27 protein-coding genes, 1 tRNA gene and 2 pseudogenes are annotated in these 25,397 nt (G+C 67.4%); 9 read left to right on the plus strand and 21 right to left on the minus strand.

Going from position 1 to position 25,397, the window contains the following annotated elements:
- The 4 genes and pseudogenes from ACTWQJ_RS01295 to ACTWQJ_RS01310 form a co-directional block, all read left to right on the plus strand.
- Positions 1-357, plus strand: a pseudogene (locus ACTWQJ_RS01295) (hypothetical protein); the annotation flags it as partial.
- Positions 358-431: 74 nt separating this feature from the next.
- Positions 432-1,871 (plus strand): FG-GAP-like repeat-containing protein, encoded by a 1,440-nt coding sequence (locus ACTWQJ_RS01300; RefSeq protein WP_443304746.1) that lies wholly within the window; start codon positions 432-434, stop codon positions 1,869-1,871.
- 70 nt (positions 1,872-1,941) lie between these two features.
- Complete coding sequence (locus ACTWQJ_RS01305) at positions 1,942-2,937, plus strand: YIP1 family protein (RefSeq protein ID WP_443304748.1); 996 nt, start codon at positions 1,942-1,944, stop codon at positions 2,935-2,937.
- A 139-nt stretch (positions 2,938-3,076) separates the two neighbouring features.
- Positions 3,077-3,430 (plus strand): DUF1330 domain-containing protein, encoded by a 354-nt coding sequence (locus ACTWQJ_RS01310; protein WP_443304749.1) that lies wholly within the window; start codon positions 3,077-3,079, stop codon positions 3,428-3,430.
- Positions 3,431-3,550: 120 nt separating this feature from the next.
- Here the strand turns inward: ACTWQJ_RS01310 and ACTWQJ_RS01315 are convergent, their stop codons facing one another.
- Positions 3,551-4,066 carry a phosphoribosyltransferase gene (locus ACTWQJ_RS01315; RefSeq protein ID WP_443304750.1) on the minus strand — a complete coding sequence of 172 codons (516 nt, stop codon included), beginning with the start codon at positions 4,064-4,066 and terminating at the stop codon, positions 3,551-3,553.
- A gap of 7 nt (positions 4,067-4,073) precedes the next feature.
- Positions 4,074-4,649, minus strand: a complete 576-nt coding sequence (dcd, locus tag ACTWQJ_RS01320) for a dCTP deaminase (RefSeq protein ID WP_224739795.1) — start codon at positions 4,647-4,649, stop codon at positions 4,074-4,076.
- Between the two features lie 494 nt (positions 4,650-5,143).
- On the opposite strand from dcd, the gene ACTWQJ_RS01325 reads away from it, so the two are divergent.
- A tRNA-Gly gene (locus ACTWQJ_RS01325) sits at positions 5,144-5,217 on the plus strand.
- 49 nt (positions 5,218-5,266) lie between these two features.
- Here the strand turns inward: ACTWQJ_RS01325 and ACTWQJ_RS01330 are convergent.
- The 13 genes from ACTWQJ_RS01330 to ACTWQJ_RS01390 form a co-directional block, all read right to left on the minus strand.
- Entirely contained in the window at positions 5,267-6,460 is a 1,194-nt protein-coding gene (locus tag ACTWQJ_RS01330; RefSeq protein ID WP_443304751.1) for a tyrosine-type recombinase/integrase, read from the minus strand.
- Positions 6,460-6,675, minus strand: coding sequence for an excisionase family DNA-binding protein (locus ACTWQJ_RS01335; RefSeq protein ID WP_443304752.1), 216 nt, complete (start codon positions 6,673-6,675; stop codon positions 6,460-6,462). Before ACTWQJ_RS01335 ends, ACTWQJ_RS01330 begins: the two co-directional genes overlap by 1 nt.
- On the minus strand, positions 6,672-7,973 hold the full coding sequence (locus ACTWQJ_RS01340; protein WP_443304753.1) for a replication initiator: 1,302 nt from the start codon (positions 7,971-7,973) through the stop codon (positions 6,672-6,674). Before ACTWQJ_RS01340 ends, ACTWQJ_RS01335 begins: the two co-directional genes overlap by 4 nt.
- A 130-nt stretch (positions 7,974-8,103) precedes the next feature.
- A complete protein-coding gene (locus ACTWQJ_RS01345) occupies positions 8,104-8,349 on the minus strand; it encodes a SpdD protein (RefSeq protein WP_443304806.1) in 246 nt (81 codons plus the stop codon).
- A gap of 17 nt (positions 8,350-8,366) precedes the next feature.
- The gene (locus ACTWQJ_RS01350; RefSeq protein ID WP_079309351.1) at positions 8,367-8,561 is read right to left on the minus strand and encodes a hypothetical protein; all 195 of its coding nucleotides are present in this window, start codon (positions 8,559-8,561) and stop codon (positions 8,367-8,369) included.
- Positions 8,562-8,571: 10 nt separating this feature from the next.
- On the minus strand, positions 8,572-8,763 hold the full coding sequence (locus tag ACTWQJ_RS01355; protein ID WP_443304755.1) for a mobile element transfer protein: 192 nt from the start codon (positions 8,761-8,763) through the stop codon (positions 8,572-8,574).
- A complete protein-coding gene (locus ACTWQJ_RS01360) occupies positions 8,763-8,963 on the minus strand; it encodes a hypothetical protein (RefSeq protein ID WP_443304756.1) in 201 nt (66 codons plus the stop codon). The genes ACTWQJ_RS01355 and ACTWQJ_RS01360 overlap by 1 nt, the downstream gene beginning before the upstream one ends.
- A gap of 20 nt (positions 8,964-8,983) precedes the next feature.
- On the minus strand, positions 8,984-9,580 hold the full coding sequence (locus ACTWQJ_RS01365) for a DUF2637 domain-containing protein (RefSeq protein ID WP_443304757.1): 597 nt from the start codon (positions 9,578-9,580) through the stop codon (positions 8,984-8,986).
- Between the two features lie 83 nt (positions 9,581-9,663).
- Positions 9,664-11,037 (minus strand): FtsK/SpoIIIE domain-containing protein, encoded by a 1,374-nt coding sequence (locus ACTWQJ_RS01370; RefSeq protein ID WP_443304759.1) that lies wholly within the window; start codon positions 11,035-11,037, stop codon positions 9,664-9,666.
- Between the two features lie 5 nt (positions 11,038-11,042).
- Positions 11,043-11,393 carry an SCO3933 family regulatory protein gene (locus ACTWQJ_RS01375; protein ID WP_443304760.1) on the minus strand — a complete coding sequence of 117 codons (351 nt, stop codon included), beginning with the start codon at positions 11,391-11,393 and terminating at the stop codon, positions 11,043-11,045.
- A 123-nt stretch (positions 11,394-11,516) separates the two neighbouring features.
- Positions 11,517-12,245, minus strand: a complete 729-nt coding sequence (locus ACTWQJ_RS01380; RefSeq protein WP_443304761.1) for a GntR family transcriptional regulator — start codon at positions 12,243-12,245, stop codon at positions 11,517-11,519.
- A 92-nt stretch (positions 12,246-12,337) separates the two neighbouring features.
- Complete coding sequence (locus ACTWQJ_RS01385; protein ID WP_443304762.1) at positions 12,338-12,775, minus strand: ATP-binding protein; 438 nt, start codon at positions 12,773-12,775, stop codon at positions 12,338-12,340.
- Positions 12,776-13,052: 277 nt separating this feature from the next.
- Positions 13,053-13,793, minus strand: coding sequence for a GntR family transcriptional regulator (locus tag ACTWQJ_RS01390; protein ID WP_443304763.1), 741 nt, complete (start codon positions 13,791-13,793; stop codon positions 13,053-13,055).
- A 98-nt stretch (positions 13,794-13,891) separates the two neighbouring features.
- Between ACTWQJ_RS01390 and ACTWQJ_RS01395 the strand changes: the two genes are divergently transcribed.
- Positions 13,892-14,989: a DUF1152 domain-containing protein gene (locus ACTWQJ_RS01395; RefSeq protein ID WP_443304764.1), complete on the plus strand. Its 1,098-nt coding sequence runs from the start codon at positions 13,892-13,894 to the stop codon at positions 14,987-14,989.
- A 353-nt stretch (positions 14,990-15,342) separates the two neighbouring features.
- Here the strand turns inward: ACTWQJ_RS01395 and ACTWQJ_RS01400 are convergent, their stop codons facing one another.
- The 6 genes from ACTWQJ_RS01400 to ACTWQJ_RS01425 form a co-directional block, all read right to left on the minus strand.
- A complete protein-coding gene (locus ACTWQJ_RS01400; RefSeq protein ID WP_443304765.1) occupies positions 15,343-16,791 on the minus strand; it encodes a toll/interleukin-1 receptor domain-containing protein in 1,449 nt (482 codons plus the stop codon).
- Between the two features lie 230 nt (positions 16,792-17,021).
- Entirely contained in the window at positions 17,022-18,269 is a 1,248-nt protein-coding gene (locus tag ACTWQJ_RS01405; protein ID WP_443304766.1) for a hypothetical protein, read from the minus strand.
- A 779-nt stretch (positions 18,270-19,048) separates the two neighbouring features.
- A complete protein-coding gene (locus tag ACTWQJ_RS01410; RefSeq protein WP_443304767.1) occupies positions 19,049-19,951 on the minus strand; it encodes a hypothetical protein in 903 nt (300 codons plus the stop codon).
- A gap of 390 nt (positions 19,952-20,341) precedes the next feature.
- Positions 20,342-21,484, minus strand: a complete 1,143-nt coding sequence (locus ACTWQJ_RS01415; protein ID WP_443304768.1) for a tyrosine-type recombinase/integrase — start codon at positions 21,482-21,484, stop codon at positions 20,342-20,344.
- Positions 21,484-21,696 carry a helix-turn-helix domain-containing protein gene (locus ACTWQJ_RS01420; protein ID WP_443304769.1) on the minus strand — a complete coding sequence of 71 codons (213 nt, stop codon included), beginning with the start codon at positions 21,694-21,696 and terminating at the stop codon, positions 21,484-21,486. The genes ACTWQJ_RS01415 and ACTWQJ_RS01420 overlap by 1 nt, the downstream gene beginning before the upstream one ends.
- A 134-nt stretch (positions 21,697-21,830) precedes the next feature.
- Positions 21,831-22,088 (minus strand): helix-turn-helix domain-containing protein, encoded by a 258-nt coding sequence (locus ACTWQJ_RS01425; RefSeq protein WP_443304770.1) that lies wholly within the window; start codon positions 22,086-22,088, stop codon positions 21,831-21,833.
- Between the two features lie 478 nt (positions 22,089-22,566).
- On the opposite strand from ACTWQJ_RS01425, the pseudogene ACTWQJ_RS01430 reads away from it, so the two are divergent.
- The 3 genes and pseudogenes from ACTWQJ_RS01430 (at position 22,567) to ACTWQJ_RS01440 (ending at position 25,335) form a co-directional block, all read left to right on the plus strand.
- Positions 22,567-23,372, plus strand: a pseudogene (locus ACTWQJ_RS01430) (helix-turn-helix domain-containing protein).
- Between the two features lie 10 nt (positions 23,373-23,382).
- Positions 23,383-24,072, plus strand: coding sequence for a zinc finger domain-containing protein (locus ACTWQJ_RS01435; RefSeq protein WP_443304807.1), 690 nt, complete (start codon positions 23,383-23,385; stop codon positions 24,070-24,072).
- A 348-nt stretch (positions 24,073-24,420) separates the two neighbouring features.
- Entirely contained in the window at positions 24,421-25,335 is a 915-nt protein-coding gene (locus tag ACTWQJ_RS01440; RefSeq protein WP_443304771.1) for a DUF2637 domain-containing protein, read from the plus strand.
- The last annotated feature ends 62 nt before the right edge of the window (positions 25,336-25,397 follow it).

A 25,397-nucleotide genomic window follows, 5' to 3' on the forward strand; every position in this document is an offset into this window, starting at 1 on the left:
GGCGAGAACATCGGCAGCGCCGTGAACACCGGTACGGTGACCGTCCTCTACGGCAGCGCCACCGGCCTGAACACCGGCTCCGGCGCCCAGTCCTTCGCCCAGAGCACCGCCGGTGTCCCCGGCAGCGACGAGAACGACGACTACTTCGGCCAGGACGTCAAGCTCGACGACGTCACCGGCGACGGCCGCGCCGACCTCGTCGTCAGCTCCGCCGAGAACGCCGGCAACGGCGCGGTGACCTACCTGCCGTCCACCGGCACGAAGATCACCACGTCCGGTTCCCGCACCGTCTCCCCGAGCACGTCGGGCGTCTCGACGACCGGCACGCCGTACTTCGGCGCGAACTTCGCCGACTGAACCACCGTACGACCCAGCGGCCGGGCCTTGGCGACCGAGGCCCGGCCCTCCCCCCAGTCCTACGGAGCCCTACCTTGCGCAAGCGCACCCTCCTCCTGGCCGCCACCCTCACCACCGGCCTGCTCACCGCCCTGCCCGCTGGCCCGGCCGCCGCCGCGCCCGCCCGGCACGCCGACGACTTCAACGGCGACGGCTACCGCGACCTGGTGACCGCCGCTCCCTACGCCACCGTCGGCGCCGTGACGCGCGCCGGCGCCGTCGTCGTCCAGTACGGCTCGTCCTCCGGCCTCAGCACCACCCGCCGCACGGTGATCTCGCAGAACACCGCGGGCATCCCCGGATCGGCCGAGACGGACGACAACTTCGGCATGCGGCTCACCTCCGGCGACCTCAACAACGACGGCTACGCCGACCTCGTGATCGGCACCGAGGACGAGGACGTCGACGGCGACAAGGACGGCGGCGCGGTCGTGGTCGTCTGGGGCGGCCGCAGCGGCCTGTCCGGCGGCCAGTCGATCGCCGACCCGGCCCGCTCCTCCCACGACTCCTACGGCATGTCCCTCGCCGTCGGCGACTTCGACGGGGACGGCCGGCCCGAGCTCGCCGTCGGCAGCGACGGCAAGGGCATCTGGATCCACCGGGGCATCGGCAAGAACGTCGCCCCCGCCTCCCGCGACAAGCTCACCGCCGACCTCTACCCGGGCATCGTGCACGGCGCCGAGGCCCTCACCTCCGGTGACGTCAACGGCGACGGCACCGACGACCTCGTCCTCACCGGCACATACCTGCGCGAGGAGCCGTACACCTACTACGACGCCACCCACATCTACCTCGGCTCCGCGTCCGGCCTCACCCGCCAGACCGTGCTGGCCAGCGACAGCTGGCAGACGGCCGCCGTCGTGGGCGACCTCAACGGCGACGGCTACGAAGACGTGGTCACCGGCGCGCCTCCCGGTTCCGTCCGTGAAGGCGACGGCGGCTCGGTCAGCGTGTACCTCGGCGGCAGCAGCGGCGTGGCCACCCAGCCGGCGCAGACCATCACCCAGGACACCCCGGGAGTGCCGGGCGCCGACGAGCCGGACGACTGGTTCGGGCACTGGCTCTCCGTCGACGACATCAACGGCGACGGCTACGCCGACCTGGCGGTCTCCGCCAACTTCGAGACCATCGGCACCGCGAAGCTTGCCGGCAGCGTCACCGTGCTGCGGGGCGCGCCGGGCGGCCTGACCACGACCGGCGCCCAGTCCATCACCCAGAACACCGCCGGCGTCCCCGGCACCGCAGAGACCGCCGACCGCTTCGGCTGGACGGTCCGCCTCACCGACGTCAACGGCGACGGCCGCGCGGACCTGTTCGCCGGCGCCGACGGCGAGAACGACGCGGACGGCGGCGTATGGAGCCTGCGCGGATCGTCGTCGGGCGTGACGACGAAGGGCGCCACGAGCTGGGGGCCGGCGTCGGTGGGCGTGCCGGCGGCCGGCTACCCGCGACTGGGCCAGGGCATTCTGCAGTGACCGGCCAACTGCCCCTGAGGGACGCCCCTTAGGGGCAGGCCCCGGTATCCCGCGGTGCTCCCCGTAAGGGATGTCACAGCTCGGCCGCAAAGCCGGGCCCGCAACCCCGGGCCCGGCACGCGGACCTCCGGGACCAGGTACGTTCGATGACGTGGCTGGATTCAGGATCGGACGCGGCGGCCGGGACAACCGCGCCCCGCACACGCGACCGCAACACCCCCCGTACGGACAGCAGGCGCCGCAGGGACCGTCGTACGGCTATCCCCCGGCGGCGCCGCAGCGGCACCCGCACCCCGGGCAGCAGAGCTACGGCGGCGGCCAGTGGCCGCAGTCGAACGGCGGCTACGGCCCCCAGGGCGGCGACGAACCGGAGTACTTCGGCGACGACGGCCACCGGCACGGCGCCCCGGACCCGTACGCCGCCAACAACCCCGGCCACACCCAGGCGTTCTCCGTCGGCGAGGAGCCTTACAGCCAGGGGGAGACCTACCACGCGGGCTCGACCGCGCCGTCGGCCCCGATCGGCCCGCGTCTGCACTGGAAGGACCTGCTGAGGGGCATCGTCCTCGCCCCCAACCAGACCTTCCTCCGGATGCGCGACTACACGATGTGGGTCCCCGCCCTCGTCGTGAGCTTCCTCTACGGCCTGCTCGCGGTCTTCGGCTTCGACGGCGCCCGCGAGGACGCGATCAACGCCACCCTCTCCAACGCGATACCGATCGTCCTGACGACGGCCGTGGCGATGGTGCTCAGCGCCTTCGTCCTGGGCGTGGTCACGCACACCCTGGCCCGCCAGCTCGGCGGCGACGGCGCCTGGCAGCCGACGGTCGGCCTCTCCATGCTCATCATGTCCCTCTCGGACGCCCCCCGCCTGGTCGTCGCGATGTTCCTGGGCGGCGACGCCCCCTTCGTCCAGATCCTGGGCTGGGCCACCTGGGTCGCCGGCGGCGCCCTCCTCACCCTCATGGTCAGCCGCTCCCACGACCTGCCGTGGCCGAAGGCCCTGAGCGCATCGGCGATCCAGCTGATCGCCTTGCTGTCGATCGTGAAGCTGGGCACGTTCTGAGGACCGGCACGACATGACGGGCCCCCGGCGCGCAGCCGGGGGCCCCGTCATGGGACTGCTTACCTCGGAGGTAATCGCGGCGTGCGGCGCGCGTGGCTACGTTCAAGTCGTCGCACCCCAGCGAACGAAGGAGCCGGACGTGCCCGCATATGGTTTTGCGCACCTGCGTGACCGCCGCCACCACCCCGATGTCCTTGAATACCTGGAACGCATCCAGGACACCCTCGACCCATTTCACGGGCGCTTCCTGATCCACGGCCCGCCGACCGAGGTGGTGGAGGGGAACTGGCAGGGCAGCATGGTGCTGATCGAGTTTCCGGGCCTGGCCGAGGCCCGCGCCTGGTACGCGTCCCCCGCGTACCAAGAGATCCTGCGGCTGCGGACCGACCACATCGAAGGGGACGTCGTGTTGGTGGAGAGCGTCGGTCCCGGGTACGACCCGCGTGAGCGTGCGGCGAAACTGCGGGCAGAGACGACCGGGGAGTGGACCTAGTTGTTGGGATCGCTGCATTGATCACAGCAGTCCGACAGTGCGCCACGTCTGAGGCCCTCGACGGTCACTCGAGGGCCTCAGGATTTACGTCAGGAGGCACTTACCGAAGACCTTCACAGGTCAGAGAGCTTCCTTCGACGGAGTGATCGGCTCCCCCGACCTACGCACCGGAGGCAACACACTCCACGGGAAGTTGATCCACTCGTCGGTCCGCTTCCACACGTACTCGCACTGCACCAGCGAGTGGGACTTCTCATAGATGACGGCGGACCGCACCTCGGCGACCGCGTCGAGACAGAAGTCCCGCACCAGCTTGAGCGTCTTGCCGGTGTCGGCGACGTCGTCGGCGATGAGGACCTTCTTGTCGGAGAAGTCGACGACGTTGGGGACGGGCGCGAGCATGACGGGCATCTCGAGCGTGGTCCCCACCCCCGTGTAGAACTCGACGTTCACGAGATGAATGTTCTTGCAGTCGAGGGCGTAGGCGAGCCCGCCGGCGACGAACACACCACCCCGCGCGATCGACAGCACTACGTCGGGCTCGTACCCGTCATCGGCGACGGCCTGCGCAAGCTCGCGCACGGCAACCCCGAACTGCTCGTAGCTGAGGTTCTCTCGTACGTCCACGTCGCTCATGCCGGGCTCACACCTGCGTCCGATGGAAATTGATGAAGGACCGCGAGGCAGTGGGTCCCCGCTGCCCCTGGTACCGCGACCCGTACCGCTCACTCCCGTACGGGAACTCGGCCGGCGAGCTGAGCCGGAACAGGCACAGCTGCCCGATCTTCATGCCCGGCCACAACTTGATGGGCAGCGTCGCGAGGTTGGACAGCTCCAGCGTCACATGCCCGGAGAACCCCGGATCGATGAAACCGGCGGTGGAGTGCGTCACGAGCCCGAGCCGCCCGAGCGAGCTCTTCCCCTCCAACCGGGAGGCAAGATCATCAGGCAGCGTGATCACCTCGAACGTCGAGGCGAGCACGAACTCCCCGGGATGGAGAATGAACGGCTCGTCCCCCTCCGGCTCCACGAGCCGCGTCAGATCGGCCTGCTCGATGGAGGGGTCGATGTGGGGGTACCGGTGATTCTCGAACACCCGGAAGTACCGGTCCAGCCGCACATCGACGCTCGACGGCTGCACCATGGATTCGTCATAGGGATCGATCCGCACCCGCCCGGCGTCGATCTCGGCCCGGATGTCCTTGTCTGAGAGAAGCACGCCCCGAGGATACGCAAGGCGCGCGGAGCCACGACAATCGTGACGACTCCGCGCGCCCACTGCTGATCGGATACCGCTACTGCTTCTCGAGGCTCACCGGCACGACAATGCGCAACCGCGCACATCGCGGACAGCGGACGAGCCGCCCCGGGCCGAGGCGCTCGGCCTGCTGCATCGGGAGCGAAGCGGTGGTGAACACGTGCCCATCGGCACAACGGACGACGGTGCGCTCCATCAAGTCCTGAAGTCCCTTCCCCAAAGAGCCGCGTCTGGCTGATGCCCTGACGAGGAAGGCCACATTACGGGACGAAAGGGATGCCCCTCCAGGCGGCACTCCGGACCCGCGCACCCCACCACCGTACGCCCCAACTCCGTTCCCCCGCAGCCGCATCCCTCCCCCGGAGCAAGCCACAGGCCCCACGGTTCGAGCACCGGGGGCCAGCGATGAGGTACAGTGGGCGAGCATTCCGACGCCGACGCGGTCGGCGTCTTACGCGGGTGTAGTTTAATGGTAGAACATCAGCTTCCCAAGCTGAGAGCGCGAGTTCGATTCTCGTCACCCGCTCCACGACTAAGGCCCAGGTCATCGACCCGGGCCTTTTTGCTGTCTGCTGTGATCAGTCGCCGCGTGCCAGATTCGTGCCAGAAGGCTGATCGTCTGGATCACCGGTGCCGTCTTCTGGCACGGCAGCAGCTTCCTGGCGTGCCTTGCGCACCGTCGCGTCGAGGCCGGCAGCAACTTCCTGCTGTCGGTCGTCGTCGGAGTGCTGGTAGATCAGCGCGGCCTTCTCGGAGGACTGGCCGGCGCGGACCATCGTGTCCTTGAGGGTGGCACCCGAACGCGTCGACAGTGTGTGTCCCGTGTGACGAAGGTCGTAGAACCGGAAGCCCTCAGGAACGCCGACGACGGTACGGGCCTTGCGCCACTTCCGGCCGAAGGTGCTGCGGCGGAAGGCGGCGCCCTTCTCTCCGAGGAAGACCAGCCCGTCGGGGCCCTTGCCCGCGAACAGCTCCATATGAATGCGGAGCTCCGGACGCAGGAACTCGGGAAGGTAGACGGTCCGAGTACCGGCTTCGGACTTGGTGTCGCCAGGGGCGCGGCGACCGTTCGTCCGCTCCGGCTCAGCAATGCGAACCGTGATCTTCAGTGCCTCGACGTCGACATCCCTGCGGCGGAGTCCGGCCAGCTCCTCGGGGCGAAGTGGACCGTAGGCGCCGAGGTAGACCATGAGGCGCCAGCGCGGGCCGAGCTGGTCGGCGAGGGCGTCGACCTGGGCGACGGTGGCGATGCGACGTTCGGCCGCCTTCTCCTTCCCGGCACCCTTGATCCGGCACGGGTTGCGCTTGATCAGGTCGTCGTCCACGGCCGTCTCCATGATGCTTTTCAGGAGGCGGTACGCCTTGGCGGTCGTGGTCTTCGCCTTGGTCGTGCGAAGGCGTTCGGCACGCCACTCGCGGACCAGGGGCGCAGTGATCTCGTCGAGGTCCGATTCGCCGAAGGTGGGAAGGATGTGGTCGTCCAGGAGGTAGTGGTACAGGTCCTCGCTCAGTACCGACAGCTCTCGTTCCTCCACCCACTTCTCCGCGTAGACCTTGAAGTTGACCGACCCCGCCTCAGGGTCGCGCCAGTCTCCGCGTCGGATCTCGGTCTGCTTCTCGGCAAGCCAGTCGTCGGCGTCCGCTGTCGTGGCGAAGGTTTCCGGCGCCGGGCGCATGACGCCGTCAGGCCCTGGATAGCGCGCCTGGTAGCGGCCGGACGGAAGCCGTCTGATCGCGCCGAAGCGGCGCCGCCTGCCCTTGCTGTTGGCCATCAGGCAGCCCTCCCGAAGCGGGTACGGGGGCGCCTCAGCGGCTCGACCGTGCGGGACTGGATGAACTCGGCGACCGCGCTTTCGGGGATGCGCACATGCCGGCCGACCTTCACGTACCGGATGCGTCGTTCCTCGATCAGTCGCCGGGGGAAGCGGGCGGTCGTGCCGAGCAGCTCGGCGACCTGGTCGACGGACAGGTAGCGGTCGGTCGTCATGCGGTCGGTTCCCCTTCCGTTCCGGGGGCGGGTTCGAGGGTTGCGGCAAGCCAGGTCTCGGCAGCGCTGAGGCCCGTACCGGCGAACACCCAGTGGGCGAGGACGAGCGTGGTTTCGCCGTCATGCGTGGCAGGCGGAGCCGTCTGGGCGCGGCGCCAGTCGGCGCGGGCGGTGCGCAGGGCGCCGAGGGTGGTGGAGTAGCGGCGGGACTTGGTGGAGAAGTGGCCGCGGAAGCCGAGCATGTGAGCCCATGCGCGCAGGCGTAGGTGTTCCAGCTCCTTGCGTGCGCCGAGGGTCCAGGCGGTCCGGATCATGCGTCGGGCGTGGTCGCTGATCCGGGCGTGGGACAACTCAGCAAGGAAGCGGATCGGCCGGTCCAGGGTGCCCGTGGCCGTCTCGGCGCCCTTGGTGGCGTACTTGGCGATGTACGCCGCTACAGCTCGCTCGGTCAGTTCCTGGCCGCCGTCGAAGTGGGCGGAACGGATCGGGCGGACGTCGAGCTGACGCCCGAAGGCGAAGGTGTGGGCCCGGCCGTCGATCTGCGGGCCGTCGATGCGTGCGGCGGTCGCGGCGGCGCGGATGGCGTCGGTCAGCAGCTCGGCCGTGGCCCAGGCCGGGGGCGAGGTGTCGCCGCCTTCCGGGCCGTCGAGGCGGATGACCGCGTGGAAGTGGACGGCTCCGCGCTTCTGGTATTCGGCGACCTTGGCGAAGGAGACGCGGGCGTGCGCGCGGAAGTCGCGTTGGGTGAGGCCGGCGCGCTTGGCGACCTCCCGGCGGAGGTAGATCGAGAAGCGTCGCCAGAGGGCGCCCGCGTGCGCGTTCCAGAGAACGGCCGCTTCGTAGTTGTAGGTGTCGGGGTTCAGCGGGGTGCCGAGTACGGCGTCCTCCTGGTCGTGGTGGGTGCCGCAGCGGCACGGGCGGCCGTCGGTGCGGCGGTTGTGGACCGGGCCGAAACCGGGGGCGGTGAAGGTGGCGAAGACGCGCGGGTGGGTCGAGACCTCCTCCGGGGTGCCTTTGCCGCCGCGCAGTCCGGCGGTGATCAGGTGGTAGGTGTCACGGCGGTATGTCTCGGCGCACGCGGCACAGCGGGTCGCGCGTCGGTTGTTGCAGCGGACCAGGAGCTGACCGGCGGGGAGCGCGACGGAGTCCAGGTGGCGCAGGACACTGCCGATCTCGCCGGTCGCCATGTTGACGGCGTACTCCGTGCGGTGGCCGTCGAGGCGGACGGGGTGGGTGCAGCCGCCCAGGCCGGAGAGTTGTCGGGCCAGCTCGGGCATGGTGCCCAGGGAGGCCAGCATGGAGAGTTCCGCCAGCGGGGGCGGAGTCTGCCGGGTGATGATGGGGAAATCCTTTCGGCTGTTTCGGCGGTTGGGAGGGACGGCCCCGGGGCGGCGGGATGCTTGGCGGCGTTTGCCGCCCCGGGGCCGGTCAGCGCCTGTTGGCGCCTGTGACGAGGGAGCGCAGGACCACGGCGGCGATGGCCACGGACACAGCCGTGACGGCGACGGCCGCCAGGAGCGCGGTGAGGACGACGCCGACGACGACCACGGCGGCGACCGCTCCCACGTAGGGAGTGAGCGGGCGGCCGGTGGACGGCACCGGAGCCTCCATCTGGTGCCGCGTGGTGATGGCCGGGGGCGAGTGCGGGGTGTCGGGGAGCTGCGGGCGGAACAACACGGCGTACCTCCTTGTCACTTGTCGGTGCCGTTGACGACGCCGACCCCGGAGCGGGTGCCGGACTCGATGGCGGGAGCGAGGAAGGTGTGCGAGAGCCAGAAGCCGAACAGGGCGATCACGACGGCGACCCAGAGGCGGACGCCAAGGAACTTGATCGCGGCCCAGGCGATGACGCCCAGGACGAAGACGAGCGGGAGCGAGACGGTCACGGGGTTCTCCTCAGCGGACGCGGCAACGGTGGGTGCGGGCGGCCAGTTCGGCGGCGGCGCGGCTGTCGTAGTCCGTGGAGAAGCCGCAGCGCGGGGCGGTACAGGCGGCGGTGTGCTTCTCGCGGCCCCGGCCGTCGTAGTACGTGCCGACCTGGACGGGGCCGATGCGGACGACGCGGCGGAAGCGGGAGTTAGCGGGCATCAGGGCAGCTCCTTCGGGTCGGCGTGGTTCTCGCCGGTGAAGTCGGCGACGTGGTCGAGCAGCCACCGCCGGATCTCCTCGCCCTCGACGGGGTCGGCGGTGAGGATCACGGGTTCGGCGATGAGCATTGCTTCGGTGAGCTGGTTCTGACGGGTCAGCTCGGCGGCGCGGTTGAGAGCGCGGAGTGTGGACGGACGCATGGGTGGAAGTTCTCCTGGGTTCAGGTGAGTTGGGCTGCGATGGCTTCGGCGAGCGGCAGCGGGACGCCGAGCCGGGCGCGCAGGGTTGAGGTGTCGATGGGGGTTCCGGTCCGGGCGCGGTGTTCGTCGGCGACCTTGCGGGCGTGGGTGACGAGGGCGGGCGGGACAGGGATGACAGACGAAGGAGCCGGTTCGGACACCGCTTCTACGGCGGGCGGTTCGGGCTTCGGGGCCGGGGCCGCTTCGTGCGCTTCTGCCGGACCATGCGCGAGGAGCGTGCCGCCGAGGAAGGCGACCGCGGGCCATCCGGCGACGAGGATGCGCAGCCAGGCCGGTACCGCGTCCAGGTCGAGCAGCCCGGCCGTGGCGACGTTGGCGCCGAGCGACGCGGTCAGCGCAACGAGGAACCAGCACCACCCGGCCGCTTTCGACCCACCGGACCGCAGCCGCCGCCAGGCCGCCACCAACAGCAGGTCGACGGAGACGGGGTAGGCCCACGCCTTCCAGCCGTCCTGCCCGGCGGCGGAGGCCAGGTCGTGAAGGTGGGCGAAGGACAGCGCGGCGGCGATCAGGGCTTGGACGAGTACGGCGTCGAGGCGGGCGGGCAGGGAACGCACGGGCCGCTCCTTCCGGTTCCGGGCATGGCGGGGGTAGGGACGTGGCACGGGCTGGCCGCGCCGGGGCGATGGATCGGGTGCGGTTACTCGGTGACCGGGTGGGGAGCGGTCGACGTTCCGGAGGCCTTGACGGGCACGGGCGGGACGTAGGGGCGGAAGGGAGCGAGCGCCGGTACGTCCGGGGCGAGGTGCGCCGACTCACGGCAGGCGGTCGCGGCATCGGCGAGGGACAGATACGGCGTGCGGATGCGGGACCAGCCACCGGAGGTGTCACCGACGACGGCCAGGCCGGGCAGTTCGGGAGCGATGGAGCAGGCCGCGTAGACCGCTTCGGGTGCGATGTCGCCGAGGGCCATCTTGGCGGAGGCTTCGTCGTTGACGCGGTGGCAGACGCGGCCGGTCAACTGGGCCCGGAGCATGGTCGCGCCCTTGCCCAGTTCGGCGCCGAAGCGCTGCCCGCAGACTTCGAGGTAGATGCCGGCCGCGCGGCCGAGCTGGGCGAGGCGGATGAGTTGGGTGACCATCTCGTCGCGCCGTTCCTCGTCCTTGCGGGTGGCGACGAGGAAGAGTTCGGCAACCTCGTCGACGAAGAGGACGACGGGCGCGGGGCGTTCGCTCTCGGGCAGTCCCCAGACGTCAGAGGTGATCTCCTCGTCCGGGGTGCCGGGCGCGATGCCCTGTCGGGCTTTGATCAGGTCGTATCGATCCTCCATTTCCTTGACCAGGGCGGGCAGCAGCTCGGCCGCTTCTTCCGGGTCCGTCGCCAGCGCGGAGAGCCTCGAAGCGAAGGGCGCCAGTTCGACGCCACGCTTGCAGTCGACGCCTACCAAGGCGACGGGTTGCGCAGCGAGGCCCGCGATGAGGTGTCGGAGGTACATGGACTTGCCGGACAGCGTGGCGCCGAGGACGAGTCCATGAGGTACGGCGCGGTAGTCGCGTACGAACGCGGTCGCGTCCTCGCGCAGGGCCACCGGCACCCGCAGGAGCCCGGTGTCGACGCGGCGAGGCATCCGCACCTTGCGTAAGACGTCGTAGCCGACGAGCCGGAGTTCGACGACACCGGGCTTGACGTCCCGCACGTACACGGCGTGAACGCCCCAGGCGTGCCGCAGCCGTTCGGCCGAGGCGGCCACGTCCGCCGGTTCCTGTCCAGGGGCAAGCCTCAGCCGTACCCGGAGTCCGGTCGAGTTGGGCCGGATCACTCCGCGGCGCGGGGGAACCGGCCGGACCTCCCGCCGAGTGGTGGCACGGACGGCCAGGGCCCGCCAACGGGACGGCTCGACGGTCAGCCCGCAGGCGTCCATGGTCGAGGAGTACGAGGCCAGCAGCCGGGCCACCGAGAACGGCAGCCCGACCGTGGACCAGTACGCCGCCGGGTGGGCGTGCCGGGCGTAGGCCGCGCCGCCTATCACGGCGAGTGGTCCGCCCAGCTCGGCCAACGTCACCAGGTCGGTCACGTCGATCAGCCCGCCTGGGCCATCTGGAACGCGCCGGGCATGACGGCCGTGGCGCGGTAGGCGATGCCGTGCCGCTGCTGCCCGTTGAACACGCTCTCCCAGGGCCGGGCGATGAGCCCCGGCAGCGCGACCGGAGCACCGACGGCCAAGCCGTCCGTCACGCCGCTCTCGGGGATGGTGACCTGAATCAGCGACGACTCGCCCTCGTCGATGTAGACGACACCGACGGTCATCAGTGCCTCACCGCTCACAGTGTCCTTGGCGATCTCGCCGGTCTGCCGGTCGCGCACCTTCGGCGCCGGCGCTTCGGTGAGCAGGATCGTGGCGTTCGAGGCGTCGATGCGAATCACACGCACAGGGGTTTCTCCTTCTGAGTCGATCAACCTGCCACCTGACAGGTTGACTTAGCAAGTCCGAAGCTACGGATGCCAAGTTGACTTGTCAAGCGCGAAGCGGGGGGAACTGGCCCCGAATCAGGCTCAGTTCAGGCGGTAGGTGTCTTCGAGCTCCTGCCGATCAGCAGGAAGAAGCACGTCAGAGACTTGCAGCGCTTGACCCGAGGCGTCGTACGCGACGACGAGGACACTGAGGACGGGAACGCCGTCCGGGAGGTCCAGCAGTTCGGCTTCGCTCCGCTCGGGCAGTCGAGCCGAGACCCATTCCGTCACGTGATCGAAGCGGACTCTCTTCCGCGCCTCCAGGTGCACCCGGGTGCCGCCGCCCAGGGGGGCGGAACTCTCCAGCTCGGTGCCCTCGACCAGACCGGCGGGGAAGTACGACGAGACCAGCTCGACCGGCTCACCGTCCTCCTCGGCCAGGAACCGGCGCATCAGCACCTTGGCCCGCTTCGGCAGCCCGAGCACGGAGGCGACACGCGTCGGAACGGGGACGTGAACAACCTCCACCAGCCGCCCCGGGGCCTGGGACTCGTCACGCGCGAGAGCTTCGCTCCCCCGGCGGTCCTTGTGCTCGACGACCGCCGGACGACCGCGCACGATCGTGCCGTATCCCTGCCGGGACTCCAGCCAGCCATCCCGCTTCAGCAGCTCCAGCGCCCGGACGACGGTCGGGCGGGACATCCCGAAGGCCTGCACCAGTTGGTTCTCACTGGGCACGCGGGTACCGGGCGCGTACGTGCCGTCCTCGATGCGACTCTGAATGGTCTGAGCGAGGCGCACGTACTTCGGTGCCTCCACTTCATACGCCATGAATGCCGCCGCCTGTCGAGATTGGCCAAGTCAACCGGTCAACCAGACTAGCGACGAATCCGCCGACGCAGTACCAGCGGAGCGTATTCCCTCTATGACGGCCAGGCATCGGCGACCACGAAGGAGACCACCGTTCCTCCGAAGCGACTGGGCCCGGAGTGCCACGACTCGGCGATGGAGTCGACCAGGAGCAGTCCGCGCCCGTGCGCGTCGTCGGCGTCGGGGTGCCGGAGGCGCACGTTCGCCGGGAAGCCCGGGTTGTGTACCTCGACCCGGAGCGAGGTCCCCTCGCGGAACCACTCCACCCGGACCGTCCAGGGGTCATCCGCGCGCCCGTAGCGGATGGCGTTGGTGACCAGTTCCGAGATCATCAGCGCACAGTCGTCGACCGAGCAGGCCGGGTTGTACGGGGCAATGAACTTCCGGAACCAGCGTCGAGCCCGGGGTACGGACTCCGCGGTGGGATGCAGGTTCATCGCTCCAAGTCGCGGTGAGCCCTGGTCGGGGTAGCGGTCGAACGTGTAGGCCATCCGGTGCTCACTCCTTGCCGCTGCCGTCACAGTCGAGGCAGCGCCGCTTCGACGTGGCACGGGTGCGGTCGGCGGTGGCGGCAAGCGCCAGGGTCGTACGCGAACCGACGCGCTTCCAGCCGCGCCCGCGGCAACCCCGGCAAGGTAAGCGCGTGCCCTGATCCGGCCGCCGACTCGTCACACCGTGCCCCCTTCCGATGAAGTGGCCTTAGCCACTTAGTGGATAGTGGCATTAGCCACTCGCCGCGTGCAAGCGGTTCGCCGAAATGACGGACCGTCAGGTGAGGGGGTACCCCTGCTCGAACGCCCAGCGGTGCGGCGGGTAGGTGGCCTCGGCGAACTCCAACGGCCGGTCCTGAAGGTCGAACACAACGTGATGCACGATCAAGACAGCGGATCCGGGAGCAAGTTGAAGGTCGGCCTCCTCCTCGCCGGTCGCCTGCCGAGCACACATGCGGTCTTCGGCGTAACTCCCCTGCCGACCAGTCATGTTCTCCACGTACATCAAGGTTCCCTCTTGAATCCGCTCCGGTTCCAGGAGCTTGGGCGCCCGCTGCCCGACGTCCGGCGCGAACCACGAAGTGGACAGCGTGATCGGCCCGTCCTGGTTGTTGGTCACCCGCCTGCGGTGAACGGCCCGACGATCCTTGACCAAGCCCAGCGCCTCGGCGACGTGATCGGGTGCGTCCAGCCAGCCGGCCGACGTGATGACCGCGTACTCACCGGGCGTGTAGATCTTGCCCGTCTGCCGCGCCCGTCCGTACAACTCCCGGGCACGCCGGTTCACTTCGAGACTCCGCACGTACGTGCCGGACCCCTGCCGCTTCTCGACGAGCCCCTGATGGCTCAGCGCCTCCAGCGACCGCGCGGCCGTCGGCCTGGACACCTTCCAGTTCGCCGCCAGTTGCCGCTCCGACGGAACCTCGTCCCCCGGCCGCAGGTCACCCCGAAGAATCTGATCGCGGATGAAGTGCGCGATCTGGAGATACTTCGGCTGAGCCTCCTCGATCTGCGGCATGTGCCCTCCTCGTCCAGTGCAGCCCAGCCGCCAAGTGGCTATGGCCTCTAGCCACTATAGGGTGAGTGGTCAACGCCGGACCCCGTACCCTTGAGCCCATGACGCGGTTGATCGTCGCAGCAGGAGGAGGGGGCGACGCAGTCGCCGCCGCAATGCTTGACGCCGCCCTGTACGGCGACGGCGACGACCAGGCGGTGATCCTCACCTACGCGTGGGACCGCTTGCTGATCGACCCGGTACCGGGCCCCCGAGGGCCGGACGACTTCACCGGCCTCGAACCGATCACCCCGGCCGTGTGGCAGGTGCCGGCGGAAGCGCGCCCAATCGCTCCGGCAGGTTCCACACTCCCCCGACTCGCCGCAGAGCTCCCGCACACGTTCGCGCTGATCGATCCGAGACAGGGCGCCGAGGGAGTCACACGCCAACTCGAAGAGCTGATCGACCACTTGGAGCCCGAGTCGATCGATCTCCTCGACGTAGGCGGGGACGCGCTTGCACGCGGAGACGAGCCCACCCTGAAGAGCCCGCTCGCGGACGCCCTCACACTGGCAGCGTGCGGCCAAGTGAACGCTCCGATCAGGCTGTTGATCGCAGGCCACGGCCTCGACGGCGAACTTCCCCTCGACGACCTACGCGGAACACTCGGCCCACTCGTCCACACCTTCACCGCGAAGGACGCCGAGCCGATCAGCTCGGTCCTGGAGTGGCACCCCTCCGAGGCAACCGGGATGCTCGCGGCGACAGCCCGAGGTGTACGCGGCACATGTGAGGTACGGGACGCGGGACTTCCCATCCCTCTCACCGACGAGAGCCCGACCGTCCACGCGGTCGACCTGGACGAGGCACTGAGCCGCAACGAGTTGGCCTGCGCGATCATGGCGACGGCCACCCTGGACGAGGTGGAAGCGCTGAGCCGAGAGATCTGCGGCTTCTCGGAAATCGACTACGAGCGCAACAAGGCCCTGTGGCTCAAGGAGCAGTCGCCTACGAGGCTCGACGCCGAGTCGCTGCTACCCGCACTTGCTCGGTTCGAGGCAGAGGCCCGAAGCCGCGGAGTCACTCACACGACGTTCCGCCACCTCACGGAAGCCCTGAACCTCAACGGCACCCAGCGCGATGACCTGCGCCGACTGCTCATTGACAGCCGACCGGAGCAGTACGCGGCCCCACTGTGGCGGATCCCAGCCACCACCTGAGTAACAACCTTCTTCACGGGTTCAAGGCGGCTCGCTCCGCTCACCGCGCGCGGCCCGGCCCCCGACCGGGCCTGCGCTCCTGTCTCCGCCCCGCTCCAGCCCGGCCGGCGCCCGTGCCGCGCACAGAGCAATCAGCCACCTGATGCCAGAGAAGGGGTACGTCGTGGCTGGGGCGGTCGGCTCCACGGCTTTACGGAGCCACTTTGGCGCGAGCCTCGAAGATCATGGCCCCAACGTCGTGCTTTACCGGGCAGGTCCACAGACTGCCCGACGCGCCGGAAGCTTACGGGGCCATGATCACTCGCGCCAAAGCAGCGCCACCCCAAAGCCGCTACACCGACCTCGTCAGGTCGTCAGGCAGCCTTATGCTGATATTTAGCAACTCGACTCTTGAGGGCATCAGGAAAATCGTAACTCATACACCTAATGAGTCGAATTGCATTTGTGGGATGCTGTCGCCTCCAGAGAGGATCCGAAGCCAGATCTGCGAATGGCGGGGTAACACCCTGTGGAACACGAAGGCTGTCAAAGTCTTCGACTTCGAGATTTTCCTGGGCTCCCACGATCCGCCATACATTGTCAAACGTGTATGGAATTCCCACTAGGTGCCGAAACTCCCGCGCACCATCAGGCGTTTGCGGCCAATGACTAAAGACATCATCAGCAGTCCACGGCAGATCTATCTTGCCCGCCAGGCCGACATTGACATTCCAGAACGAACTTCCCGAATTTACATTTTCCCAGAAATCTAGCTCCCTAAATAGGGAGAAAAAGCGCACACTGTCTTCCGGTAGCTCGATATCGGGTGTGGTCAGCTCTTCTTCTAGCCCTCTTATAGCGGCCCTAAATGGATTCGGTCCATCCTCGGATGGCTTCATATGCTCTTCAAAGGTCACCCCCCAGCAATTCTCATAAAAACGCGGCCTGGACGACCGATGCCCCAGGAGAAGAAAACCATCCGAAGTCACGGTGACCATATGGACCACAAGTGAGTGGGGATAGGCGAGCTTGGACCGCTCCAGCAGAAGCCTTCTCGGCTGTCGCCTGCGGGTAATTTCACCGAAAGAGTTAGCCACATTCCTGACAATATCGTATGGCACTCTTTCAAGGGTGAGCCGAAGTCCTGGCTCGTCAGTCAAGTCCTCTTCGAATGCTGCGAGTGCATAATTATCAGCATCGCCTGGCCGAATCCCACCAGCCTCGATCAGGTCCAGAATCTCATCTTCAGGTCTCAAGAACCCTGCATCGAGCGACTTGATGTCTTGCTTGCTCCAGCCGTCAATTCTAGATGCCAGTTCCACGGTAGAGCGAAGGTTTAGATGCGATGGCGCCAGCCCCTCGTACGCAACAGCGGAAGCGACCAGTCGGTTACTAGAGTGGCGATACGAGAAGAACTCGTCCACTGACTGGTCACTAATTTCTCGCCCACCCAGCTTCCGCAAGTTCGTAGCGATCGAAGAGGCCCATTCACTTACTGGCTTATTGATGAGCTGATTTGGCAGTTGATGGCCATGGGGATCCCTTGGCTTCGTTAGATCTGTCGCGATGAATAGAATCTTCTTTTCGAGGTATCGTGCACCTCCCAGCTCATCCCGGGCCCAATCAGAATCATAGTAATTTGCCGTAAGGACGACAGCCAAGACGTCACACGCTGCCACGTGGCGTTTGATTTCCTCAGGCAGAGGACCCGACTCGAAGGATTTACGATCCCAGATCGTCTCAGCTCCGGCTTGTCTGACGTAGTACTCAATCAGCGTTGCTTCGAACAGATCCTTGCTGTTGTAGCTGATGAAAACCTTCATGGCCCGGCATCCTCCCGGAATGGTTGAAGGCGTCATCGAATAGCGTCGTCTCCATTCCAGCTTGCTCCGACCTCGCGTCTCACGCATCCCGGACACGGAGCGCACAGGGACAGCGTCCGCGACCTGCCCGTCGTTCTGCCATGCAGAAGGTGAGCGATACCACCGAAGATTGAGCGGGCGCCGGGTCCAATCGGGAGTCAAATGACAGTGGAGGCGTGCTCCTGGGTTGGTCAAGCCGGCGTGGAGAGATGCCCCTCGGCGGACTTGTCGCGGAGCCACCCGATGACCGCCGTACGGCACACCTTCTGAGCATGGCCCAGTTGCTCCCGTTCCCACCCCTGAACTTGGCCACCGCCCATGAACCCTGTTTCCTCATCAATGGCAAAGAGGTGTTCACCATGCGTAATTTTTGACCGGATGCGGTAGACATCCTTATGCATACTTCGCTCATTGGCAGTTTGCGCCGGAGCATAGCGGCTAATGAAATCCATGAACATACGTGTCGGCCCTGGACCCATCGAGCGCTTGCATTGATCGCATTTAGGCTGGCCATCCGGCAGATCTAGAAGCACCTCGACGCTCTGAACTAGAGCCGTGTAAGCCGCTGACGTCGAGTGGTAGAAGACCTCGCGAGAATGATGCAACCAATAAGCGGAGCGGAGCAATCTACGGCGATCGTTGGGCGACAATTGAAAGAACCGGTCGAGATCTTCGGTGAGGGATTCAGGCAATGTAAGAGTCAGCTCAGGCGCGATGTAATTTGGAGGTTCTTCCGCCGTAGGCATAGGCGGCAAATCAGCCTGGTTTGTCAGAACACCTGAGTGTGCCGAAACATCCCTCAAATTGTAGCCAAGTTGCACATAGGCGCTGTGCGGCTGCGGCGGCCCTGATGGGCCATTAGCTGTAAATGGCGGAAGGTAGGCCCACGCCTTTTGGCTCTGGTGATGCTTTGGAAGCTTCAGCCCTCGGACTAGCAACGTGAGCAAGAGTGCCAGTTGCCTAGGCTCACGTTCCGCTCGACTCATGTCAACACTGGAATCAACACTTCCTTGATAGGTGATCTCGCAGATCAAAGGGTGGTCGGCGCTGAGCATGGGCGCTTGAGGAAAACTGTCGGGTACCTGCCGCAGAACAATTCGGTCCCTGTACCGCCAATATCCAGTCACAGGATGAGCGGCAAATAGGCCCATGATCCTGACACGAGAGACAGGAGCAGGCATTAGCTTGGCCGCTACTTCACTCTCCAAGCGAGACGCAAATTCTTCAGTTAGATGTGATCCAGGCTCGATGCCAATCAGTTTCCCCCGCTTATCGTAGACGAGGGTGAGCAGCACCGAACCGTCACCTGGTAGATCAAGCCGCGTTTTTGATGTCCCAACCGCCCGACCAATTGCCGTAAGCAGCAAGTCCCGAAGTTCATCGTCATCAACGACTTGAAATCCCAAGCGGCGTTCTAGTTCGCCACGCTCGACGACCATCCGACCACCCTCCGGAAGAGTCACTATGCAGGCAGAAAGCCTGAGGAAACTATGCAGCATTTGACGCATCCCAGGCAATCGGCTTTCCCTTGTTCGATTCCTGGACCTTCCGAATCTCGCAGTCCCCTGCCGGGGCCGGCGGGCACCACCAGCAGGTCTTGCACTCTGCTCCCACGCTCATGGCTGGTGAACATCGAGACCGAGTAAGCAGCACGGAGGCTGAGGCAGGTACAGCAACCATTCCGACCGCAGCCAACAGAGCGGTCCTCGATGACCACCTGACCGGCCCACCAGCCTTCAATGACCTCCCACTCAGTAGGGCGGGACGAAGACCGTGCCAGACGCATGCCAGATCCAGCGGGGAACCACGGGGAACACCGGGGTATCAAGGAACGGCCGGACGGCCGCCGGGGCGACTCCGCCGCAGGTCAGAGCCGGAACCACCTCTTGAGCACCCAAGCTTCCCAAGCTGAGAGCGCGAGTTCGATTCTCGTCACCCGCTCCATGATGAAACCCCAGGTCAGTGGCCTGGGGTTTGTTTGTTGTCTAGTCCAATTTGGGGGTTGCGTGCCCTTCGCGTGCCCTAAGTGCAGATAGGACGCCCTTTCCGTGACCCCCCAGACGCCACTGCGGGAATCGCGGACGCCGGTCGTCTCGGATGTTGAGACGCATTTCGTGTGATCCGGGTCACCATCACCGATCGTGCCTGCGAAGTCGCGTACGCAAAGCTGGAATTGGGTCGCGGTCCACTCGGAGGTGCTGAGCCGGGCGGCTCTGTGTCAGGCAGGGAACAGTTCGAGGATGCGGGCTACCCGCCCCCAGCCAGCCACCAGCGTCGCGGCGAGAACCGCCGCCCCCAGGGTCAACCACGGACGCACGTCTTCGCCCACCCCCATCGACGGCAGGACGTGCGCGGCGCCCGCTGCCGCCGCCATGGCCGCAAGGATCGTCATGGCGACGTGGGCCGACTCGCGCCAGGTATGCCGCAGACGCGACACGGGCCGGATGTCCTGGAGCAGCTCGGCGGGCAGGAGCGCTGCCTGTCGGCCGCGCAAATGGTTCTCAGCGATGACGAGCTGCAGCAGCGCCAGCTCGGTCAGTGCGGGCTCCGGGTCGACGTCAACCTGATGCAGCACCTCGCGCTGGGCCCCGGCCACCAGTGCGGCGTGCCGCTTGATCAGCCGGAGCCTGGAGGAGCGCCGCGGAACCGAACCGGCGATGCTGTGCACCTTGAACAGGCGCTTCTCCACGTGTCGACAGCTCTGGTCCAGATGCCGCAGCGCCCTAGACCGGCCCCGGCCACGAGGCGCAGTGCGCGCCTTGGCGCCAGCCACGACCGCATCGATCACTCCCAGGACTAGACGGTACCGGGCAGTCGAGCTCCATCGCATGGCCCAGAACACAGGCCAAAGGACCACTCCGGACATGACCGTGAACATGACTGTCCAGTCCATGAGGTCCAAGACTGCAGCGTTCTCCTCCTTGCCCATCGAGTGATAGTGCGCCATCGCCCGCATGCCCCAGGTCCAGTGCAGGCGTGAGACACCGGCCTCCACCAATGCGACCGAGATACGCCAGGCCGCCCACGCGGCAATCCAGCCCCCGACGATGCCGAGGGCACAGGCCACATAGTTCGGATGCCATGACCCGAGAACGCCGCGGACTCTCGAGGCTTCCTCCAACGGGATACCCAGTTTCCCCAGGGCTGCGTCCAGTTCCCCTTTTCGCATTCCTGCCCAGCCATGCTGCTGACTGGATCTCCTGGTCCAAAGCCTGTGGCGAGCCCGTAGGCGCACCGCCCAACGCTCCAGACGTAAGTCGTATGACTCCATACGAACCCCCACCTCAGCTGTGCCTCATACGGCGCGAAGTCGCAGTATGCGCCATCCGATGCTGCCATCGTCGAGCATCTCGTTTACGTAGTACGCCAGTTGATGTGCGGTAGCGCCGAAGGCGCGACTACGCGGGCATCTAGCGACGGACGGGCGACTACCACATGGCCCGTGCCGCGCCCCCAGCTCGCCTGGCTGGCGATGCCGGGGGGCCACGAGCTGCCGTAGCCACACGAGCCGCTACGCCCTTCGCCGACCGGTCAGCGAAGCAGAGCGCTCCGTACGAACCCGGACGTCGATGCCGCTCGCCAGCTTCTGCTGGTGCTTCGCCGTCGAGTGCTGATAGATCAGCTGGGCGCGTTCCGAGGACTGGCCGGCGCGGACCATGAGGTCCTTCAGCTTGGCGCCGGTGTCGGCGGCCAGGGTGTTGCCAGTGTGGCGGAGGTCGTAGAAGCGGAAGTTGTCCGGCATGTCAACCTTGGTGCGGGCCTTGCGCCACTTGCGGCCGAAGGTGGAGCGGCGGAAGGGGGCGCCCTTCTCGCCGACGAAGAGGAGGCCGTGCGGCTCCTTCTCCGCGAACCATTGCAGGTGGCGGCGGAGGTCGGGCATCAGGAAGTCCGGCAGGTAGACCGTTCGTTTGCCCGCCCGGGTTTTGGGGTCGCCGGTGACACGCTTGCCGTTGGTGAGCTCCGGGGACGCGTGGGTGATACGCAGGGAGCATTCGTCAACATCGACACTGTGGCGGCGCAGTTCGGCCAGCTCCTCCGGGCGGAGGGAGGCGAAGGCGCCGAGCAGGACCATCAGGCGCCAGCGCGGGCCCATGGCGTCGGCGAGGTCGAAGACCTGCTCGACAGTGGCGATGGGGCGTTCATCGGCCTCCTCCTTGCCTGCGCCCTTGATGCGGCACGGGTTGGTGGGCAGGAGGTCGTCATCGACTGCCGTCTGGAGGATGGCCTTCAGCAGGCGGTACGACTTGGCGACCGTGGTAGCGCCGGTCGCCGTCAGGCGCTCGGCCCGCCACGTGCGGACGGAGGGCGGGGCGATCTCGTCCAGATCCTTGCCGCCGAACGTCGGCAGGATGTGCAGACGCAGCAGGCCGTCGTAGCGATCGACGGTGGTGGGGGCCAGGCCGCGCTCCTCCATCCAACGCAGTGCGTACTTCTCGAAGTTGACCGCGCCAGCGTCCGGGTCGCGCCAGTGGTTGCGCTCGATGTCGGCGCGGGTGAGGTTGAGCCAGTCCTGGGCGTCGGACTTAGTCTCGAACGTCTCCGGTGCGGTGTACCTCTCTCCGTCCGGGCCGAGGTAGCGGGCCTGCCACCGGCCGGAGGCGAGCTTGCGTACCGTGCCGAACTCGCGCCGCCTCTGCGGCTTGCGTCGCGCCATCAAGCCGCCTTCCCGTAGCGGGCACGGGTGCGGCGGACCGGCTCGACGGTGCGTGCGTCGATGTACTCGGCGACCGCGCTCTCGGGGATGCGGACCGGGCGGCCGAGCTTGACGTAGCGGATGCGGCGCTCGGCGACCAGGCGGCGGATGAAGCGCTCGCCGGTTCCCAGCATCTCGCCTGCCTCGGCCACTGTCAGGAGGCGGTCAGCCATTGGTGATCACCTCCTTCGGGGCCGAGCGCTGGATGCGAGCACAGGCAGGGGGTATTGCGGGACGGTGCAAGGGCGGTGGGTCCTCACTCTGGGGTGACAGGGGAAAGCCGAGCCTCGGTGTGGCGGGTGGTGCTTCAGGCGGTAGGCGAACCGCGCAGGAGCACAGGGGCTGAGACGTGCAGTGCCTCGGCGATCGCGATGAGGTCGTCGATGTCGCATCGGCGCTGGGCGCGTTCGATGCGGGACAGCATGGTGTTGGACATCGGGTGGCCGAGCGCTGTCACGCGGCCGGCGAGCTGGCGTTGCGACAAGCCCCGTTGGGTACGGAGGATTTCGATGGTGCGGGCGGCCCGTATCCCTGCGGGCCCTATTTCCAATGAGCGTGCTGCCATGACTCCATTTGTAGCGTCCATTCGCCGGTTTGGTTAACCGGAGATCGTCGTCTATGTTGCGCTCCGCAGCTCGGCGCGAAGGGCTTCATGAGGGTCGGGAGGTGCCGAAAACCGGCACGTCGATAGATTCTCTGAGGGTGCTCTGACGTGGGGTGTTGTGTTGTAACTTGCGCCCGCAGCAGGAGTCAACGGGTCCCCGATGTGATGCTTCTGGCTTTATCTGACGGTGCATTATTTCGGCAACCGGCGATCCGGGTTTATGGTTTTGAAGATGCCTCGCAGAATGCGTTCGCCGTCAGCTGTCTGATTTCCCGGCGGAATGCTGGACTTGTGCGGCATCGATGTGGCTGTCTTGGCTATACGACGCCACCAGCTCTCCCCCGTGCCCCGGACCGGGGCTGGGAGCAGATTCCTCCCCGTGCACCGCCCTACAAGGGGCGACCGCACTTCCCCGCCATGACCTAGGAGCCGCCGCCCGATGAGCTACGACGCCCGCGAATGGGTGTGGGACCACAGCCGCAGCAAGGGCACCGCCCGAATGGTCCTCGCCCTGATCGCTGACCGGTGCCTCGACCGGCACTGCGTCGCGTACGCGTCCGTGCCCACCCTCATGAAACGCGCCAATGCCTCCCGCACCGCCGTGCGCGACGCCTTGAGGACGCTGGTCGCCAGCGGCGAGCTGGTGCAGCTCGCCGACCGCAAAGGGCCACGAGGAGAGACCTACTACCAACTCCCTGTCACCGCTCGGTTCCTCGCCGAACAGACCGCGGAGAGGGATCAGATTCTGACCCTCGGGGGGTCGGAATCTGACCCTGCCGGGTGCTTCGAGGGGCGATCGGAATCGAACCCCGGGGAACGGAACCCGACCCTCAAGGGGTACGGATTCCGACCCGAGGGGGGTGCAGATTCCGACCCCCAGAACAGAAGAGAACCGAAAGTGAACGGTAAGAGCAGCAGCAGCTCTGCCCCGCTCATCTCCGCCACCGAGTGGCAGATCGACCACGACACCCGTGACTGGCTGCGGCACCACGGCCACCTCGACCGACTCGGCGAGCACGCCCTGCACGCCGCCGACGAGAAGTGGCGCTCGTACCGGGCGATGTCGGCACCGCCTGGGCTGCCGACTGGCGCGCGTGGATCGCCCGGGAGCGCACCCCCGCCCCTGACCGCCCGAACCTCTACGCCCTGCCCGGCAGCACCCCCACACCGCAGGCCGGCATGACCCGCGCCGAGGCGCACATGGCGGCCCTGCGCGCCGCCCTCGACGAACCGACCGGAACGTAAGGAGTCACCCCTGGAACGAAACGAAGTCGCCGCTGTCCTGGCCTACATCGGCCGCCTCGACCCCCGCACCATCCGCCCCGGCACGGGCGAGGCCCGTGACCAGATCGCCCAGTGGCACGAGCTACTTCACGACGTGCCCTTCGCCACCGCCCATGGCTGGGATGTCCGCGAGGCGATACGAGCCCACGTCCTCGCGTCCCCGTACGCGATTCTGCCCGTGGACGTCGCCCGCAAGTGGCACGCTTACCGGCGCGACCGCCTCAACCGCCACACCGACCCCACACCGGCAGCTGACCCGGACGACTGGGCAGCCTGGCGGACCGAACTGGTCGCCAGCCGACAGGCGGTCGCCACCGGCACCGCGGAGCCTTCGACGCATCGGCAGATCACCAGCGGCAGCCCGCACCCCCACGTTGAAGCCCGCCTCGCCGCCATCGGATCGTGCATCCCGCCGAGTGTCCGAGCCGAACTTGCCCCCTACCGGCCAGCTCGTGCTGCCCGCGAGGCCGCCGTCGCTGCCGGACAAGTCGACGCTCTCAGCGTCCCGTGCCGGTGGTGCCATGCCGACGCGGGTGAGCCCTGCCGCCGCCGGCGCCTGGAGCTCGATGGCCGTGCCCGGGGCAACGCACCCCGCACGAGGCCACACCCCACCCGCTTGGACCTCGCTGTGGCGGAGCTAGCCCGGCAGGAAGCCGCGTGACCCGCAGCTGCTGTATCGGCGCCGACACCTGACCAGCGGCCACCTCCGCCATCCCCGCTTCCCACCGCCGCCCGTCGGCAGCGCCCACGTCCCACCACGCCGTGCACGCGACGCCGCGATCACACACCCAGCCCCTCGCTGCACTGGAGGACTGGCTGCCGCCCAACCGATCGCGGCCAGTCCAAGCTCTCTGCTCTCGGTCCCCCCGCCCCCGGAGATATCTGAATTGCCCTCCCCCGCCCCGACAGCCCCAGCCACCCTCCGTGGCGGCCGCTGCTCCGCTCACCCATCGCCCTGCTCCGCGCTCGCCCCGGTAGCCGAGCACTCGCACCCGCTGGGGGTCATCGCGTGAACGACAAGGGACGCGTGCCCCTCGTCGTCTGCCTGGTGGCCGTCGTCCTCATGGCCTTCCGGGTTTCGTGGAACGCCCTGTCCGACGTGGCCCGCGCCATCGGCGCCGACTCCACCGCCGCCCTGCTCTACCCGATCGTTGTCGACGGGCTGATGGCCCTCGCGCTGCTCGCCACACTTGTGCTGACCGGTGACGACCGGAAGTTCGCGCTGCGGGTCCTGGCGACCTACACGATCGCGAGCCTCCTGTTGAACTACGTGCACGGCCTCATTCCCGCCCTGCACACCGGGTCGATCCGGTGGGGCCGACTGGTCGACTGGGACCCCGCGAACTGGGCCCTTGTGCTGCTGGCGACCTCGCTCCCGGTCGGGTCGATCTACTTCGGGTCGGACCTCGTGGCGAAGGTGCTGCACCACAACCCCGAGTCGGCTGACTCTGTCGAAGCGGCCTCTGCCCAGTCGGTCAGCCAGCAAGCTGACGAGTCGTCTAGCGAGCAGGCCGCACGGTCGGCTCCTGACCAGGCCGAATCGGCCTCCGAACAGCCGACCGGGGCGACCTCCGCGAAGGTCGCCGAGGCACCCGTGACGACACCGACCGAGGCCGACAAGTCGGCCCCCGCTACCCGACCGCCCCGGTCAGCCACCGTGGTGGAGTCGACCGGAGCCACCCCGCGTCAGGCGACCGGTCGGGTCCACGCCACCGTCAAGTCGACCGCCGACCGCACGCGCACCGACGCCGAAGTCCTCGACGAGGCCCGACTCCTGACGGCCGACTGGAGCGACGACCGGCTGAGTGCCGAGCGTCTGCGCAGCGCACTACGGATCGGCCAGAAGCGCGCCCGCGCCCTGCGCGACCAGCTGCAGGCCGAGCGCACCAGCCAGGTCGAGCCCGTCGCGTACGGCGACTTCTAGACCGAACCCCTCGACGGACTCGACGAAGCCGCCTCCCAGCCGCAGAGGCAACTCGACACGGC

Origin of the sequence: Streptomyces sp. KR55, assembly GCF_052245645.1 — a bacterium.
Classification (GTDB): domain Bacteria; phylum Actinomycetota; class Actinomycetes; order Streptomycetales; family Streptomycetaceae; genus Streptomyces; species Streptomyces flavusporus.